Source organism: Mesobacillus subterraneus, from assembly GCF_023715485.1.
GTDB classification, from domain to species: Bacteria; Bacillota; Bacilli; order Bacillales; family Cytobacillaceae; genus Mesobacillus; species Mesobacillus subterraneus_B.
Window position 1 is genome coordinate 1 of sequence record NZ_JAMBOF010000027.1, and the last position, 17,369, is coordinate 17,369.

A 17,369-nucleotide genomic window follows, 5' to 3' on the forward strand; every position below is an offset into this window, starting at 1 on the left:
AAATGTTTGAACAACGATATACAAAGGCCAAAAAGGGGTAGTCAGGCAGCCTCGGCTGCCTGACTACCCCTCCACATATAACTCATAGAGTATGGATGTTTACACATAATTCTTGACGGAACCTTTTTTATAGCGATATTCAGCTTTTTATAGCGAATTGGAAATTCCACGCGAAAATTACCAATTCAACTGAAAAAAATCTCCCTACACTTCGGGAGATTTTTTTATCATGCATTTCTAAACCATTATGACAATTTGTTCGTTTCTATACTTAATGCACTCGAATTACTTCATATATATCTTCATCATGATGAACTCTTGTATGCTTTGACTCAATTCTTTCAAATTCTTCGTTTCCGACTTTTGGCAACTCACCGATCCACCAATTTTTAAAATCTAATATAAAGTCAGTAAACATTGCGATTCCTCCCAGATAGGGTAAATTAATTTTTTATCACATCCTTATTATACATGTGAATAGTTTCACATAGCAAGCGCTTTCATTATATCCGGAATAGCAAAATTATATTGAATAGTAAGAAAATAATTGTCATCATTTTTCACAAAAAACAAGCCGATTCATAGCTGAACGGCTTGTTCTGATATTAATCCATTTTTAAAATCATCCTACTCCTGCCATCTTTACAGCCGTCCGATATAGCAGCTCAGTTCCCAAAGAAATGTCCTCGAAAGTCGAAAACTCCTTTGGATTATGGCTGATTCCATCTTTGCATCGAACGAAGATCATTCCATAGTCACAAACATAGGACATCGCAAGCGAATCATGGAACGGACCGCTCATCAGCTCCATCGTATTGATGCCAATGTTTTGGCTTTCTTCCCTCATGACGTTCATGATTTCCTGAGAGCAGTAGCGCGGCTCGCTATTTGTATCCTCAGAGATTTTGCATGTTAAGCCATGCTGAGCAGTAATCTCTGTGATTCTCGCTCGCAATCTTTCTTCAATCCGGTGTCTTCTATTAATATCGATATCTCTTAAATCCACCGTAAAGCTTACTTTTTTAGGAATGATGTTTCGAGAATCCGGGAAAACTTTTAAACTTCCTACAGTTCCTACTGTGGGAGCATCAGGATCCTCACCAGCAAGTTCATTAAGGGCAACAATAACCTTTGCTGCCCCGACGAGCGCATCCTGCCTCATCGGCATAGGAACAGAGCCTGCATGTCCAGCGAAACCTTCTAATTCAACAGTTAGCCATAACGGACCAGAAATCCCGGTGACAATTCCGACCGCCAAATTGTTTTTCTCCAGCACTGGCCCCTGCTCGATATGCAATTCAAGAAACGCCCGGATACTTTCCTTAGGATATTCGGATTCCTTTAGCCTATCTGGGTCACACCCGAACTCGATCAACGCCTCTCTTCTAGTCATTCCATCTTTATCCGTACGGTCTAGCTCGCCATCTTCCAGTTTGCCGAGGATTCCTCGTACGCCGAACAAACCTTTATTAAATCGGCAGCCCTCCTCATCGCTAAAAGCAACGACTTCAATCGGCATTTTAGGCAGCAGATTTTGTTCTTTCATTGTTTGGACAGCTTCCAGGGCACCAAGCACTCCGATCACTCCGTCAAATCTGCCGCCATACGGCTGCGAATCGATATGAGAACCGAGCATCAATATCGGCGCTTCTGGATTCCCCCCCTCCAGGCGGCCAATCAGATTCCCGAAGTGGTCAATTCTTGCTGTCAGGCCTGCTTCCTCCATCCAACTCTTAACCTTTTCAACTCCCTGCCTGTCCTCCTTTGACAACGTCAGGCGGCAAACACCTGTCTCGCCAATTTTGCCGATTTCCGCTAATTCATTGATTCGCTCCTCCAAGCGCTGTTTGTTTATAGTCAACGTCTGCAACGTCATGAAAAATGCCTCCTTAAATCCCCAGGTAAAATAGTGAAAGCATTGTGCGAAACACTCGTAATCCGATAAACTTCAAAGGATTACGAGTGTCATAGATACCTTCTTCAGTTTTCCTTACAGAATCGCCTTCAGCTCTTCCGTCAGCGTCTGAATGATAAAATCAAGGTCTTCATTTTCAATATTCAGCGGCGGAGATAAAGTCAGGACGTTATTGTAGCCAGCAACGGTCGCGCCATTTTTACCGATGATCAAGCCCTTCGCTTTACAGCCGCCAATCACTTTATTTACAAGCTCAACTCCTAAAGGTTGTTTCGAAGTCTTATCGCCAACCAACTCAATTCCGACCAGCAGTCCTTTTCCCCTCACATCTCCAACATAAGGATGGTCAGCCAGCTGGGAAGCCAGGCTTTGTTTCAAATAGTCACCTAACTCCCTTGATCGATCAAACAGCTGTTCATTCTCCATGATTTCAAGGTTTTTCAATGCCAGGGCACATGCCGCTGGATTGCCGCCAAATGTATTTACATGGCGGAAATAATCGTATTCTTCTGTACCCTTAAAAGCTTCATAGATCTCCTTGCGAACCGCAGTTGCCGACAAAGGCAAGTAAGCGCTCGTAATTCCCTTGGCCATCGTGATGATATCCGGTTTAACACCGTAGTTCATAAAGCCAAAAGGCTTTCCGGTCCTGCCAAATCCACAAATGACTTCGTCAGCAATCAGCAAAGCCCCATGCTTTTCACAAACTTCTTTTACACCCTTCATATACTGATCAGGCGGAACAATCACCCCGCCGCCTGTTATGATCGGCTCCATGATGACTCCGGCAATCGTCTCACTAAGCTCCCAGGTCATAACCCGGTCGATATCCTGCACGGACTGAAGCTCCGCAGCATCTGCATCCACCTGATCACCACCTCGGTATAAATCAGGCGGCGCAACATGCAAGAAACCTGGAGCCAATGGCTCGTATTTATATTTGCGCTGAGCTTGGCCTGTCGCGGCAAGGGCTCCCATTGAATTCCCATGGTAAGCACGATAGCGAGATATGAATTTGTACCGTCCATGCTCCCCTCTTTGCTGGTGATACTGCCGAACCAGCTTGAACGCTGTTTCATTCGCCTCAGAACCACTGTTGGAAAAGAAAATCACATATTCGTCACCAAGCAATTCATTCAGCTTTTCCGCCAGCTTAATCGCCGGAATATGGCTTTGGCTTAGCGGGAAGTAAGCCATTTGCTTTAACTGCTCATAAGCCGCATCCGCCAGCTCTGTTCTCCCATAGCCGACATTCACGCACCATAGGCCTGCCATTGCATCCAAATACCTTTTTCCATTATGGTCGGTAACCCACGATCCTTCAGCTTTCTCCGCAATCAAGGTACTGTCAGGACTGTATGGCTTCATCGAATGCCAGACATAATCCCGATCCTTCGTGAGAAAATCCTCGCCTTGCTTAATCTTTGTCATACCTGCCCTCCTCCTAAGCTTTCAATTATAATTTGCATTCCTGTTCTAATAATCGAAACGGGAAGTGATCATCTTTTTACGAGTAAAGAAGTTGACGCCATCCTTGCCATTCACGTGTAGGTCTCCGTAAAAGGAATCCTTCCAGCCTGAGAATGGGAAGAACGCCATTGTTGCCGGTACGCCAACATTGACTCCCAGCATTCCTGCATCTGCTTCTTCTCTGAACTGTCGTATGGCTTTTGCATCCTTTGAATAAATGGTCGCACCATTTCCGTAACGGGATTTTCGAATATACTCAAGTGCTTCATCTAAACCCTCCGCTCTCAGCAAGCTTAATACCGGCGCAAAAATCTCATCCTTCGCGATTGTCATTTCTGGAGTTACATGGTCAAAAATCGTAGGGCCTAAGAAAGTACCATTCTTGAAATCATCCAACTCATTCCGGCCATCCAGAAGCAGTGTCGCCCCTTCTTCCACACCTTTTTCGATATAGCCAAACACCTTTTCACGGTGGGAGTCCCTGATCACTGGAGTCAGCAGCACCTCATCATCCATGCCATTTCCGATGACAAGCTCGTCTGCTTTCTGTTTTAGCGCCTGGACAAATTGATCTCCATCTCCGACAACCACAACGGCGCTGCATGCCATGCAGCGCTGGCCCGCACTTCCGTATGCTGAACTGACAATATGGGTAACCGCCTTTTCCATGTCGGCATCCGGCATGACGATATGATGATTTTTCGCTCCCGATAATGCCTGGACACGCTTCCCTTGTGCCGCAGCTCTCTCATATACATATTTTGCAACGGGCTGTGAGCCAACGAATGAGATTGCCTTTACATCTTCATGATCCAGCAAGCCATTCACGACATCATGGGCACCATGAACGATATTCAGTACGCCATTTGGTGCGCCAGCTTCATTAAACAGCTCAACCAGTTCATTTGCTAAAAGCGGCGTACGCTCAGAAGGCTTAAGCACGAATGTATTTCCGCATGCAATCGCCAGCGGGAACATCCACAATGGAACCATCATTGGGAAGTTAAAAGGTGTAATCCCTCCGACCACCCCGATAGGATAACGGAACATTTCAGAGTCGATGTCCTCGGCGATATTCGATAAGCTTTCACCCATCATCAATGTTGGAGCACCGGCCGCGAACTCAACACACTCGATTCCTCTCTGGACTTCCCCGTGGGCTTCCTTATACGCTTTGCCATTCTCCTGAACAATCAGCTTCGCAAGCTTCTCGTGGTTTTCTGTGAGTAAATGATGGTATTTATATAAAATTCGCGCCCTTTTCGGTACCGGAGTGTTTTTCCACGTTTTGAACGCTTCATTGGCAGCGCTTACAGCAAGGTCTACATCTGCTTTTGAAGAGATAGGAACCTTCGCCAATACTTCCCCTGTTGCCGGGTTCGGAACATCAAGAACTTCGGAAGTCTGCGCCTTCACCCATTCTCCATTAATAAAGTTCTTCAATACAGCTGTCTCATTTTTGATTACTGTCATATTTTACGCACGCCTCCTATTTTGTCTAAATTTTTAAAAAACTACTTATAGTAAAATTATCTTTGATTTTCAACAAGCTTTCATTAGACATTGTGTAAAATAACTGGATTTGAAAATTACACATAATGAATAAAAGAATGGCCAATTCTGTTTTAACTTCTTTTTTAAAAAGGCTCTGTTAAATTAGTCTGTTGATTTTCGTTCCAGGCGCTTCGCTTTCCGCGGGGCTGGCGCTGAGCCTCCTCGTCGCAAGCTCCTGCGGGGTCTCACCTGTCCAGCTGATCCCGCAGGAGTCTTCGCGCCTTCCACTACAATCAACAGGGTTAAATAACAACATTGAGCTTTAACAGAGCCTTTATAAAAACAACTCCGCATATCTTTGCTGAGTTTATTTCAATAAAAAAAGGCGTTAATCCTTAAAAGATCAACGCACTCACTTGATTAAATTAACTTTTTTTAATTAAAGGTCTGACTTGAGCTTTTACATAAGGACTATAAAAAATTTTATCTTGATGTTGGAAAAACTCTTTGAACCATTTCACTAAATTCATCGTACAAGCCACGAATCGGCTTTCCGTTTTCGATTTTATTGCCGTAGTCGCTCATGCGGTCAACAAAATCAGGGTTGCTTGAAACATAGACATTATCAATACTTTTATCAGTGGATCTTACCTTATCAGAAATTTTATTTTCGATATCCTTTCTGATATTACCTGTCTTGTCATCGTTTAATACTACTGCCACATAAGCAGTGCTATCCGTGACAATTACATGTGCTCTTTTTACTTCATTTAGATCCTCAATACTGTTTTTAACTTCACCGTGAACTCGCATTTGCCTGTTATCATTATTATCATTGTTATTTAGATTATCATCAAGAATTCTTGCGCCTCTATCCGTTTGATTGTAATTTTGAACCTTTGTATTGTTGTTATCATTTACATCTTCTCTAGCTCCGTTGTTCATCGCACACCCAGTGCTCAAAGCAATTATTAATAAGCTAAATGACAAGCTTCGAATTAACTTCATGTTTGTTCCTCCTAATTTTTAATTCAATTATAGAGTTGCCAAACAATCTGTTTTTATGTAAAACATACACTCCCCGTCGCCAGTGACATTCTTTCCTTTGGCTAATGGTTCTCATCTCTCAACGCCCATAGCGGACTTTCACCGCCAATTTGATGAACATGCCGGGACACCAAAAAACTCGCGAAATGGCTCTCGAGTTCAAAAAAGCGATATGGTAACCTAACTTTGTTTGCCTTTTTCGCTCAGAGAGCTTGATGCAAAGTACCATCCATTTTCATCCACATCTTTTATAATCAAAACACGAGAATCCGAATCGCCATTTTCATCTGTTGTTGAAAGAGTCATTGCATGAGGCTCATGTACTCCGTTATCTATTGCTACCTGGAACCATTCTAAGAAAAGTTGATATGGCAACTCAGGTGCCGCGCTAATATTGAATCCTGGGAAAGGACCCTTAAGCGTTTTACTTTGTCTAATAACCTTTCTTGTATCGTCCATATAAACCCTCCAAGCAATCATTTTACCGTTACGGATTTTTCATCTAGTTACTGACAGCCCAAACTATTTACTAATGACAATCGATAATTTATAGCTCACTAAATTGCTCAGGTTGTTAAAAATTCATCTAATATGTCATTCGACTGAAATTTGCATTCGAGAAGATAACAACTTTCCCCACTGATTTTGTAGTTGTGTAAAACGTATTCTTCTTGTTTTTTTATAAATGACAAATAAGGTTGATGATTCGTGCTTTTCGTATAAATATGTATAATTGCGTGAACAGAATAACCTATTTTTGATTGATTGACTTTTATGCTATACCCCTCAATTATCCCATGATCCTCTAACTTCGCAACCCTTGCTGAAGCGGCCTGCCCAGTTAAATGGACTTTCTCACCTAATTCCTTCATCGTAATCCGGCTATTCTTTGACAGTTCATTTATAATTTGCCTATCCGTGTGATCCAGCATTTTTTCAAATCCTTTCATTAATCAAGTAAAACAGCAAAAAGACTTGATTTTAACTATGTAAGTCAAAAGTGGTCTTAATATAAACTATATATACATTATAGAAAAGGAGCTAATAAATATGAATATACAACAAATTCGAAATGCAACAATCGTTCTCCAATATGCAGGGAAGAAGTTTTTAATAGATCCATTTTTGGCTAAAAAGGGTGCTTATCCGCCCTTTCCAAATTCATTAAGGCAAGACCAAAATAATCCTTTAATCAGATTACCCTTCTCTATTGAGGATATTATCAATCATGTAGATGCTGTAATTGTTACTCATCTACACTTAGATCACTATGATGATGCAGCCAAAGAAGCACTGCCAAAGGATATAAAAATGTTTGTACAAAATGAAGAAGATGCCAAAGCAGTTAGAGACGATGGGTTTCAAAATGTAGAAGTTTTACAAGAAGACACAGTCTTTGCAGAGGTCCGCTTAATTAAAACAAACGGCGAACATGGCAGAGGGGAAATATTAAAACGTACTGGTCAAGTGTGTGGTGTTGTTTTTAAACACCACAAGGAGAAAACCATATATGTGGCTGGAGATACAGTTTGGTATGAAGGTGTTCAAAATGTAATAGATACACATACTCCAGAAATCATTGTTGTAAATGCGGGAGACAATCAATTCCAGGAAGGCGGTTCTCTCGTAATGGGAATAGATGATGTTTATGAAGTCCATAAGGCTGCCCCTAACGCCAAAATTATTGCAAGCCATATGGAAGCTGTGAATCATTGGACATTATCAAGGAAAGAGTTAAAGGAATTTATTGAGGAAAAAGGAATCTTCTCGAGTGTTTTCGTGCCAAATGACGGAGAATCTTACTCATTTTAAGAAACAGAGCAGACAGAAACATTTCTGTCTGTTTTTTGTGGAGTGAATGTGACCGTAATCTCTGATGCTCCGCTTTTCCGGGCACATAAACACATTTTATGTGACCGTAGTCTCCAATTCTCCGCTTTTTCGGGCACATAAACACCTACCACCCAAATAATCGAAAATGAATCGTAATCATCATCCAATCAAGAAAAAACATTTTTGCAGGCTATTTTTAATACAATTCATATAGAGGTGATAAAAATGCCGAGAGTAAAATATACCGACAGTGATGTTGCTTTAGTGGCAAGGATGATGAGGGCAGAAGCTGAAGGTGAAGGTAAAATGGGGATGCTTATGGTTGGTAATGTAGTTGTGAATCGACTTAACGCGAATTGTTTAGATTTTAAAGATCTAAGGACAATACCGCAGGTGATTTTTCAGATTCAAGGAGGAAATTATTCTTTTGAAGCAGTTCAAAAAGGGAATGTTTTTTATAACAGAGCAAGAGGCGTGGAAAAAAGATTAGCGAAACAAACATTAGACTATTGGAGACAACATCCGTCCAAGTATGCACTTTGGTACTTTAATCCTTATGCTCCATGTCCTCCTACCTGGTACAACCAGCCGTTTGCTGGTCAATTTAAACAGCATTGTTATTACGAACCTATAGCTAATACATGTGATGGTGTTTATAGATGATAACGAAAACACACATTAGGGTGGTTTATGAGTTAAGATCACAGAAGGCTTAATTCACCTGACAATGTTCTGCACATGCAGCAATAAAAAATCAACAAAGGTATCCGCCGAAACAAGGCTGGATACCTTGATTATTGTCCGTTATGTTCCTAACATTATCGCAGGTTCAGAATGCAAAAGTAACTACAACGTTTCCTGTTCCACTCCTTTAATCTGCTTCGATGACTGCAGGAATTCATAGGAATGGAGCATAAATTCAATCGCAAGGCGCTTTTCATGGCTCATAAAATCGTTCCCGAGCAGCTTTTCAAGCTTTTCGATTCTATGGTAGAGAGTCTGGCGGACAACATACAGCCTCTTCGCAGTTTCCTGCTTCGATCCATTACATGCCAAATACGTTTTCAATGTCTCCATTAGCTTGCCATTGTACTTTTTGTCATAGGTAATCACTGGCTCAAGGTATTCCTGAACAATTTCATTCAGGTCCAAATGACGATTCAAATTGGAAATAAGCCTGTATATATGTAAGTCATCGTAAAAATAACTGGCCTCGTGCTGGCTGCAGCGATTCTGGATCCGAATTGTCTCAATCGCCGTTTGATAACTTAGATGAATATTCTTCAATTCGTTAACATATCTCCCGATTCCGAGGACAGGCTTGGTCTTATGCTTACCTACCTTGAGGTCGTTTTGCACGAGCTTCTGGATTCCTTCCTTCATTCGCTCCTTCCAGGTGGAATTGTTTCTTTTATTCAAAAAGATGAAGATCAGTGAATCTCTTTTTTCAACCGAAAACAGCGTAAAGCCTTGCTGTTCAAAAACAGTCCTGAAGTAGAGTTTAAAATAGGTCAAATCCAAATTTGAATAATTCTCGAATGGATTGAGCTTGCATAGGCAGACAAAAGCCCCCTTCGGCTTTACTGCCGGCGTATGATACGCAAGATATTCCTGAATCGCTTCCTCGCTGTATTTTCCCTCAAGCCAGGTCGTCAGCCATTCCGTTTCCTCAGCACGCCGCTTTTCCTCAACATAATGCTTCCTTAATAAAAACTGGGCGAGCGCCGTTGCGGTCCTGTCTAAAATCAGTTGATCAAAATCTGTGATAGCCCTGTCTTTCGATAAAATGATGAGCTCGGCATGATTGTCACCGAGCAGCTGGATCGGAATACTAGCAACCAATGGCGAGGCTGGACCGATAGCATGGCTTTCAATGATATTCAGCAGCTCATCTTGCTCATTCTCACTCACCTTTGGGGTGAATTTTATTTCGTGATTGCTAAAAATGGTGACAACCTGAAGTTTTAGGTATTGTTGGATAAAAGTGAGGATTTCATTATGATCTTCAATCGTTAAAAGCTTCTTATTCAATGCCTGTGAATAGCCTTCTAAGTCAGAAATCATTTGATATTGGTGATTGATCAGGAGAGTATGGATATCCTGGGTGATTTCCACAAACGGAACCTCTTGCTGAAAAAGAATGATAGGAAACTGGTGCTCGTTGGCAAGGTCGATGATTTCCGGTGGTAAAAGTGTTGTGTATGTGCCGATTTCAATACAAAGCCCAGCCGCATTTGATTCAATCAATTGCTCAACAACTGATAGGAATAATGCCTTGTCCTCCTTCCAGGCCAGCCCCGTCGATAAAATCAATTCGTTGCCGTTTAAAAGATTCTTGATTTTCGTTACATCGACAACATGGACCCACTTCACCATCCTGTTAAGTCCTCGATGTCCTGCTACTACTTCAATGTTTTCAAAATGCTTTCTTTGTAAAAGATCTTGGACAGTGATATAAGAAGTCAAAGCAAAATCACCCTTAAAAAGTAGTTATATTTCCTACTATAAAGGAAGCATTGTAAGGATTTTGTCGTTTCCTGCATGAAGTAATCCGTTAGATTTCTATAAGTTTTTACCTTTCGCGGCGATTACGAACAATAACATCTTCATACAGAAATAGCATTTGGGAAAAATAGAATATGCCGCAAAAATCACTAAGTAAATCACACCCAATCGGTGAGGAGAACAGGAAATGGTTTTATTCATTAATATCTTAATGAACGGGATTGGCTTGCTTTTTTCATTAAGAAAAAGAAACATTTGCACATTCTTGAAATCATAGCATATTGGCTGCTTGGATCTTACGTAGCCGAAAATTTTTCAGCGTTATGTTATATGAATTTTAAAACATTATATATACCTGAAAAATTACCTTTAGAATTCTCCCATTTTTTTAGTCGAACGATTCTCTATCCACTGATCATGGTTTTGTTTTTGGATTATTATTCTGTAACCATTACTTGGGTAAAAAAGGGCCTGCTGATATTAGTATTTGTAGCTATTCTGACAAGTATAGAATGGTTCAATCATTTTTTAGGTGTATTGATCCATGTGAACTGGAAGTTTTGGTGGTCTCCTTCCATTTGGTTTGGTGGTCTCCTTCCATTTGGTTTGGGGGGCTTTTACTGATGATTGGTTTTATGAAGGTATTCCGAATTATTTTATATCGAGGGGCCGAAATAGATGAATGTAAAATATGACTGGAATGAGTGGTTCTTTCTAATCTCTTCCATTGTCGCGTTATTATCGTATTTGCCTATACGAAAATACTTCACCCCTACTACAGTCATCCTTATTTGGATCTACAATCTATCTCTTGTTTCAACAATCGACTACTTTCTAATTGCGACTCCTTTTAAAGCTTATTATTTTGGAGATAATCCAACATATGAATTGTCCGGCGCTCTATTCCATTTGTTCATGTACCCTTGTGCATCATTAGTCTTCCTGTATTTCTACGACAAATTCGAACTTTACGGCAAAAAAACAGCCTGGTACATTCTGTTTTGGACAGCATTCTCCATATTATACGAATGGATTAGCGTAAAAAATAAAGCTTTGGTTTATACCGGCTGGAAGCTCTCTTATTCCATTCCCGTATACCCCGTAGCGGCTATTTTCTTAATTCTTTACTTTCACTTTATCAGTAAAAAACTTGGGGAATTACCAAATCAAAAGGTATATTGATGCTGGTAATATAAACAAAAATAGACCATCTTTTTTGATGGACTTGTTATTTAGCTAAAGCACCCTTTAGTTGAACAAGGACTCTTACTTAATTTGTTTATGGAATACATTAATGGGGTGGTAATTTTTATTAACAAGACAATTTGCTATTTGTTTTATAGCACTCGGATCGCGAAGTTCATCATCATTAGCCTTTTCTAATTCACTCACCTTCATCCAGGCACTGTCTATAATTTCATCTTCTTCAAGATATATTGAACCCCCAACAACCCGCCCTACAAAATGAAACATAATAACTTGGTCTTGATAACTACTTATAAAGTTATAAACACCAGTTGTATATGTAAGTTCTACTTCTAGTCCCGTCTCTTCTTTCACTTCCCTAATAGCTGCATAAGGAATGTCTTCTCCAATTTCAATGTGTCCACTTGGAAAATTCCATTTATTTATTACATTTGATTTGTTTTCTTTTATCATTAAAACTTCTTCACCTTTAATTATTGAAACACTAACAACTAAAACAATCGGTTTTTCTGTCATTTTTTCTCCTCACATATATGTAGTGTTATTTTCAACTACCTTTTCGCTTCCGAATAACCATTTTCCTTCTTCAACTATCCTGCTTCTTTAGTTCAATACGGGATTCCACAAAAAAGTGGATAACCCTCTTGGATCATCGCACCCGTTACTTGAATAAGAAAACAGGCTCGCCAAAACAACTATCCTCAACTTAAACACCCGTCACTTATCAAGCCTTTGTTCTAACTCATCTTTTTGACGCAAGTGATGACGAAAATGCATACCAACCAAATCATACCATTCCCTTGCATTGAGCCATCCAAACCCTCCATGCTCGACTTTATAATTTGGGTTTATCTTATCCACTTTCAAATTCCATTGACTTAACCTTAGAATTACTTCATCCATTCTGCTAATAAGATCGTCCTTACCATCTGAATTATTAGGTGGAGTATTTAGTTCATCCGGTAATTTAATTTTTATTGGAGGAAACCCTCCAATCTTATATAAATGCTGACCAAACTCTGTTTTCCCAAGGGGCTGTTCATTACTTAAAGTGGAACATGTTTCCATGTTATCTAGATACTCATGGGCAACAAGGATTAAATGGTCATACATTTGCCCAATTGACCAAACCGCTTCTTCAGATTTATATCTTAGCTGTTCCAAGGAGTAATCTTGAAGCTCGTTTTTGTAAGCCTTAATTAGTTTAAGTTCGCTCAATTTAATTTCTCCTTTTTATTGATTAACTCAAATCTAATAGTTTTACCTTTTTTCTCTATGTAACTAATTATTCAATTTTCAATTACAAATACCTTCTTCAACAAACCTGCATCGTTTGTTCAATAAGCAATTCAACAAAAAAGGCCGTTAATCCTGCTGGATCAACGCAACTGTTAGTTGAATTGCACCCCTTTTATATTTTCTTTCTCAAATCTATCTTTTATATAATCAGAAACCAAGATATGAGAACGATAGTCGGCATTTCTAACTAAATTATATTTTCCTAAATCGTCTGTTTTATAAACTATTTTGTTGAAATTAAGGATTGCATCCGTTCCTTTAATACTTGTAAATTCCGATGCCTCTTTGTTAATCGCCTCTACAGCGTTAACAATATTTATTAAATAATAATTAGAAATTCTTTTTTCTCCTACAAAAACATTTGCATCAAAAACCTGTATATCTTGCGGGCAAACATCCTCCATTATCTCTAAAACCTTTTTGGAAACGATTATTAATTGACCATTATTAGGCAGTACATCTGACAAGTACTTTTCCGAATATTCAAACACGATTTTTGGATAAATGACATCTTCGCTAATTACTTTACCTTGTCTAAAAACAAACCTATCTGTACCAGAATCCTGAATGTATTCACCTATTCTTTTATTAGGATATGTATTAGGAATTGCCCAGATCCAAATCATAGTATCACCTTCATCAAAATTTACTTTTAATATCACAGCTGTATTTCTTCTACTAAACTGCTCCTTTAGCTCAATAAGGATTTCAACAAAAAAGGCGGTTAATCCTTCCTGGATCAACGCACCCTTTCATTGAAAAGAAAAAAAGAGGCACCGCAGTAATTTCTTTCTTAAATACTTGTCCTGTTACTTATATAAAAAGGAAATGATGTACTACAATTAATAACCTTATTTTTCCTCATTTATTAAAACAGCAATCGCATATGTGGCAAAAGTAAAAAATCCTATAACAGTGAAAATAAAAGATATAAAACTATCTCCAAAAATGAGTTTCATTACTAAACAAATACATATAATGGTCCAGCATACTTTAATGACCGTTTTTTTCATAGTGGTCCCCTTTTTTCTGTGTTCCTTGAACTGAAAAATATTACTATTTATAAAATTCAACAGCATCTTTTTATTTTCCTTCTTCATACAGATAGGTAAGCATTTGAAGTTATCGCTAGCTTTTCCCCCTGTTCACACCGTACGTGCGACTTTCACCGCATACGGCGTTCCAACTAATCCAATTTATTCTTTCTATGTATTAAAGCAGACGAGTGCTATTTTTCCAATGTTGACTCCATCCCAGTTGGAAGGTTATCTTTCCACCATCTCTTATCAGGATACAAAAAAAGAGCAAAATACTCTGCTGTTCCCTCCATTTTATACCACTCTTCTAAATTAAATGTGCTTAACGATAAATGATAGATAGGGTTTTCAGGACTCGCATGATGACATTCGTGGGCTAGTAAATATTGAAGAAAATCAACACCTGGTCGAGGAGGTATCGCAATAATTACGTTGCCTGGACCATTAGTAAAAGCTTTCGGCTGGAGTTATTTGTTTTACCTGGACCACTAATTATCCCCCTTTTTATTTACTTAATCTAAGATTTATTATCCAAATAAATGGTAATTCTTTTATTGAAATATCCTGCTTCGTTTGTTCAATAAGGAATTCAAGAAAAGGGCGTTAATCTTTTCTGAATAACACCCCATTAATACAAATTTTTAAACTAAACCGTTCGTTCAATAAGAAATGATGATAATGTAACGTCTATTACTTAGCACTTCAACCCTTCTTTAATTATATTTTTCGGTTAGCATCTTCAACCTTGTTCACAAGTGATTTAATCAAAATCAAGAAAACTACTGATATTAACAGCGGACCAAAGAAGGTCCAAGGTGCAGTCAAGAATTCATCCTTTCCTTGACCTATCATGCCTGCCCATTCACCTGATTCAGACAAATACTTTGGAACTACTTCTTCTGCTGCTGCAATGTTTCCTGGCTTGGATCCACCGATAAAGTATTGAAAAACCCCTAATTGAATAAGCAACAACAAATTGATTGATAATTGCTGAAGAAATGTAACGATAAGCCTGTCTTTTAAAACCGGTATAATGTGCTTAGTATAAATACGCCAACTACTTGCCCCTAATTGATTGGAAGCTTCAATATATTCATTTTTCAATACATTTCGAGATTCTTTTGTCAGTACAGCAGAGAGTATTGGGATCCCAATGAAAACAAACAGGAAAAATTGATATAGCACGATTTTCCAGAAGCCCATTTGAACAATCGCTTCATTTAAATCAGGAGATAAGAGCAGTACTAAGATAAGGCCAGGTATATATTTAAAAGGAATGAAGACCGTTTCAACCCATTCACTTATTCTTTTGAATGGAAAAACGAGAAAATAAGCTATTATCAAGCTGACTAAAATTCTTAAGAATGAAACTCCGGTAATAAAAAGGATTGTATATTTTGCACCTTCTATCATTCTAACAGCAAGGTCGTTCCCAACTTTATCAGTTCCCATTGGTTGAGTTAAAGAAGGTGGGAATGGAGCCTTCCCAATAACCTCACCGCTGTCGTTATAACGGATACGTTCTGGTTCGGCATCTGTTTTAAAAATAGATGAATATACCACGCTAACAAACAACACCAATAGCAATAGTCCTATGATTAACAACAATGGTTTTTTAAAATTATTCATGCTGTGGTACCCCAATTTTTCTTCCTATAAGTTTAATTAACAGTATTATTAAGCCATAAGGAAGGAGAATCAAACCAACGGCAAGGATAAAGATTTCAGGCGAAACAAACCTATAAAGCAATAATGTGAAACCATCAATCAAAAATAGGTATTCTACTAAAATCAAACTCGTAATCATCATCCAGTATATGAGCGATAAATATTGAGAAAAAGAATATATGATATTTCTAACTACATGTTTTGTGAATACTTCCAGTTGACTAAGCCCCTTAGCCCTTGCAAAGTCTACATACAGTTTTTCGTATTCTTTTTCGAACAAAGTAATCATGATTCTGATCAGCATAAAAAGAGGTACCAGCATGAGACAAATAATGGGCATGATGTACACTTCCGTGTTTAAACTATATATTTGTAAAAACTTAAGCCCCGTCTTTTTATACAAATAAATTACTCCAAACTGAAAGCTCATGATAATAAATACATCCGGCAAAGTTTCAAGGATAGAAATAAACTTTCTAACTAACCTTTTAGCTTTTATAGGGAACCAGAGGTACATATAAACAAAAGTAAATGCAAAAATAACGCCAAGTAATAATGCGCTAAACAACACTGTCATGGAGTAGCTATACGCTTTTGGCAAGTAATTAAAAACTGAGATTGTTTTAACCATGTGAGGGATAAGTATTAACCCATCTTTTAATGAAAGTATATTTCCGAAAGTAGTTTTAACTGTATTTAAAAATTCGAATGGATAAAACCCCAAAATGTTTTGGTTGTAAATTAGTGATTTCATAGAAGCCAACATAAGTACGGTAAGAAAAACTAATAATACTTTTAAGAAGAGTTTAATTCCTTTTGATAATATGTACACGTTAAGAAAATGTAAGTAATTCTTCATTTAGTCTCCTTTCTCATAAAATTCTGCTAATATTTAATACGAATAACACGTTAAAAAGTTCCATAATAAGTAAATGTGTGTACGGCGAACATTAATTAATCTTAATAATATTAAAGAATCATTATTCAACTAAACTGCATCGTTAGTGAAAGAAGCCGATACTGTGATTTGGACATCGTGTATGCTTTAAGTAGTCATTTAATATCTCAATTTTTGATATTCATTCCAAATTAAATTTGAATTTAAAAGGGTTAAATCCTTTAGCTCCCATCCGTTTTTCAGTAGTGTTAGTAACACTTGCATCCCGAAAAAGTAGCCGGATTTGCCGAATTTCAAATTCTCATTCAGCATAAAGTATTTTTCCATAAGAGATGGAGTTATATTTTTCTCGAAATCTAATTTAATATCTTGCTCAATTAAATGAATGTTTTCTTTTAGAAGATTGTATTGTTGGTCATCTAAAAACAACATTTTCTGAAGATTACTATGAGAAAAATCCATCTTATTCATAATCAAGGGAGTTAAAGTTGCAAGACCTTCTGCTATAATTAACTGCCCTACCGTCAAATTATCCTCTAACAAGGAATCAAAACGTACCAGATGATTAAATTCGTGCTGTATTAATCTCTCAATATCTATATTCGACAGTCTTTCCAAACCTAAATATAAAAATGGTCTGGATGCAGCGGGCAATGCCGTTCCATCTATGTGTCCAAAACCGACCAACATATAAACATCAAATTCTTTTGTAAATTTAAAGTAATCAGCAGCCTTTTTCAGTACTTCAGTTACCTCTGCTTGGTCTATAACCTGTGAACTTTTATTTGCCTGTTCAGCTAAAGAATAAAAATCAATATGGGGAACTATATACTGCTTTTTTTTTTCTATATCTGTCATATACAAATTAGCAAAGATAGTATCGAAGATTTCTCTGTACTCTTTGTAATAGTTCAGCCAAGCTTCCTCTTTACTTTGGTTATTTTCCAAGTTTTTAATGACATTTAAAAAAGAGTTCAGTCCGTTGTGTACTTGCATC

16 protein-coding genes and 2 pseudogenes are annotated in these 17,369 nt (G+C 38.2%); 3 read left to right on the plus strand and 15 right to left on the minus strand.

Features of this window, described 5'->3' with window-relative positions:
* Positions 1–271: 271 nt before the first annotated feature.
* The 7 genes and pseudogenes from M3204_RS22560 to M3204_RS22590 form a co-directional block, all read right to left on the minus strand.
* On the minus strand, positions 272–418 hold the full coding sequence (locus M3204_RS22560) for a hypothetical protein (RefSeq protein WP_251488475.1): 147 nt from the start codon (positions 416–418) through the stop codon (positions 272–274).
* Positions 419–622: 204 nt separating this feature from the next.
* Complete coding sequence (locus M3204_RS22565) at positions 623–1,876, minus strand: M20 family metallo-hydrolase (protein WP_251488478.1); 1,254 nt, start codon at positions 1,874–1,876, stop codon at positions 623–625.
* Positions 1,877–1,990: 114 nt separating this feature from the next.
* On the minus strand, positions 1,991–3,346 hold the full coding sequence (locus M3204_RS22570) for an aspartate aminotransferase family protein (protein ID WP_251488494.1): 1,356 nt from the start codon (positions 3,344–3,346) through the stop codon (positions 1,991–1,993).
* Between the two features lie 45 nt (positions 3,347–3,391).
* Entirely contained in the window at positions 3,392–4,858 is a 1,467-nt protein-coding gene (locus tag M3204_RS22575) for a CoA-acylating methylmalonate-semialdehyde dehydrogenase (RefSeq protein ID WP_251488511.1), read from the minus strand.
* A 504-nt stretch (positions 4,859–5,362) separates the two neighbouring features.
* Positions 5,363–5,887 carry a YhcN/YlaJ family sporulation lipoprotein gene (locus M3204_RS22580; RefSeq protein ID WP_251488532.1) on the minus strand — a complete coding sequence of 175 codons (525 nt, stop codon included), beginning with the start codon at positions 5,885–5,887 and terminating at the stop codon, positions 5,363–5,365.
* A gap of 219 nt (positions 5,888–6,106) precedes the next feature.
* Positions 6,107–6,385, minus strand: coding sequence for a pyridoxamine 5'-phosphate oxidase family protein (locus M3204_RS22585; RefSeq protein ID WP_251488535.1), 279 nt, complete (start codon positions 6,383–6,385; stop codon positions 6,107–6,109).
* Positions 6,386–6,448: 63 nt separating this feature from the next.
* A pseudogene (locus tag M3204_RS22590) lies at positions 6,449–6,858 on the minus strand (Lrp/AsnC family transcriptional regulator).
* 118 nt (positions 6,859–6,976) lie between these two features.
* Between M3204_RS22590 and M3204_RS22595 the strand changes: the two are divergent.
* Both M3204_RS22595 and M3204_RS22600 read left to right on the plus strand, forming a co-directional pair.
* Positions 6,977–7,738, plus strand: coding sequence for an MBL fold metallo-hydrolase (locus tag M3204_RS22595; RefSeq protein ID WP_251488538.1), 762 nt, complete (start codon positions 6,977–6,979; stop codon positions 7,736–7,738).
* A 246-nt stretch (positions 7,739–7,984) separates the two neighbouring features.
* The gene (locus M3204_RS22600) at positions 7,985–8,422 is read left to right on the plus strand and encodes a cell wall hydrolase (RefSeq protein WP_251488555.1); all 438 of its coding nucleotides are present in this window, start codon (positions 7,985–7,987) and stop codon (positions 8,420–8,422) included.
* A 183-nt stretch (positions 8,423–8,605) separates the two neighbouring features.
* Here M3204_RS22600 and M3204_RS22605 read toward each other — a convergent pair whose 3' ends face one another.
* A complete protein-coding gene (locus tag M3204_RS22605; RefSeq protein WP_251488558.1) occupies positions 8,606–10,225 on the minus strand; it encodes a PucR family transcriptional regulator in 1,620 nt (539 codons plus the stop codon).
* Between the two features lie 717 nt (positions 10,226–10,942).
* Here M3204_RS22605 and M3204_RS22610 point away from each other — a divergent pair.
* A complete protein-coding gene (locus M3204_RS22610) occupies positions 10,943–11,446 on the plus strand; it encodes a hypothetical protein (RefSeq protein WP_251488560.1) in 504 nt (167 codons plus the stop codon).
* A gap of 84 nt (positions 11,447–11,530) precedes the next feature.
* Here M3204_RS22610 and M3204_RS22615 read toward each other — a convergent pair whose 3' ends face one another.
* The 7 genes and pseudogenes from M3204_RS22615 to M3204_RS22645 all read right to left on the minus strand — a co-directional run bounded on the left by M3204_RS22615 (position 11,531) and on the right by M3204_RS22645 (position 17,368).
* On the minus strand, positions 11,531–11,986 hold the full coding sequence (locus M3204_RS22615) for an NUDIX hydrolase (protein WP_251488563.1): 456 nt from the start codon (positions 11,984–11,986) through the stop codon (positions 11,531–11,533).
* A 201-nt stretch (positions 11,987–12,187) separates the two neighbouring features.
* Positions 12,188–12,688, minus strand: a complete 501-nt coding sequence (locus tag M3204_RS22620; protein ID WP_251488566.1) for a DinB family protein — start codon at positions 12,686–12,688, stop codon at positions 12,188–12,190.
* 173 nt (positions 12,689–12,861) lie between these two features.
* Positions 12,862–13,512: an imm11 family protein gene (locus M3204_RS22625; RefSeq protein WP_251488568.1), complete on the minus strand. Its 651-nt coding sequence runs from the start codon at positions 13,510–13,512 to the stop codon at positions 12,862–12,864.
* Positions 13,513–13,997: 485 nt separating this feature from the next.
* A pseudogene (locus tag M3204_RS22630) lies at positions 13,998–14,243 on the minus strand (DUF2268 domain-containing putative Zn-dependent protease); the annotation flags it as partial.
* A 280-nt stretch (positions 14,244–14,523) separates the two neighbouring features.
* Positions 14,524–15,435 (minus strand): ABC transporter permease subunit, encoded by a 912-nt coding sequence (locus M3204_RS22635; protein WP_251488570.1) that lies wholly within the window; start codon positions 15,433–15,435, stop codon positions 14,524–14,526.
* On the minus strand, positions 15,428–16,333 hold the full coding sequence (locus M3204_RS22640; protein ID WP_251488573.1) for an ABC transporter permease subunit: 906 nt from the start codon (positions 16,331–16,333) through the stop codon (positions 15,428–15,430). The genes M3204_RS22635 and M3204_RS22640 overlap by 8 nt, the downstream gene beginning before the upstream one ends.
* A gap of 198 nt (positions 16,334–16,531) precedes the next feature.
* Positions 16,532–17,368: a DUF2268 domain-containing putative Zn-dependent protease gene (locus M3204_RS22645; protein WP_251488576.1), complete on the minus strand. Its 837-nt coding sequence runs from the start codon at positions 17,366–17,368 to the stop codon at positions 16,532–16,534.
* Position 17,369: the final 1 nt, after the last annotated feature.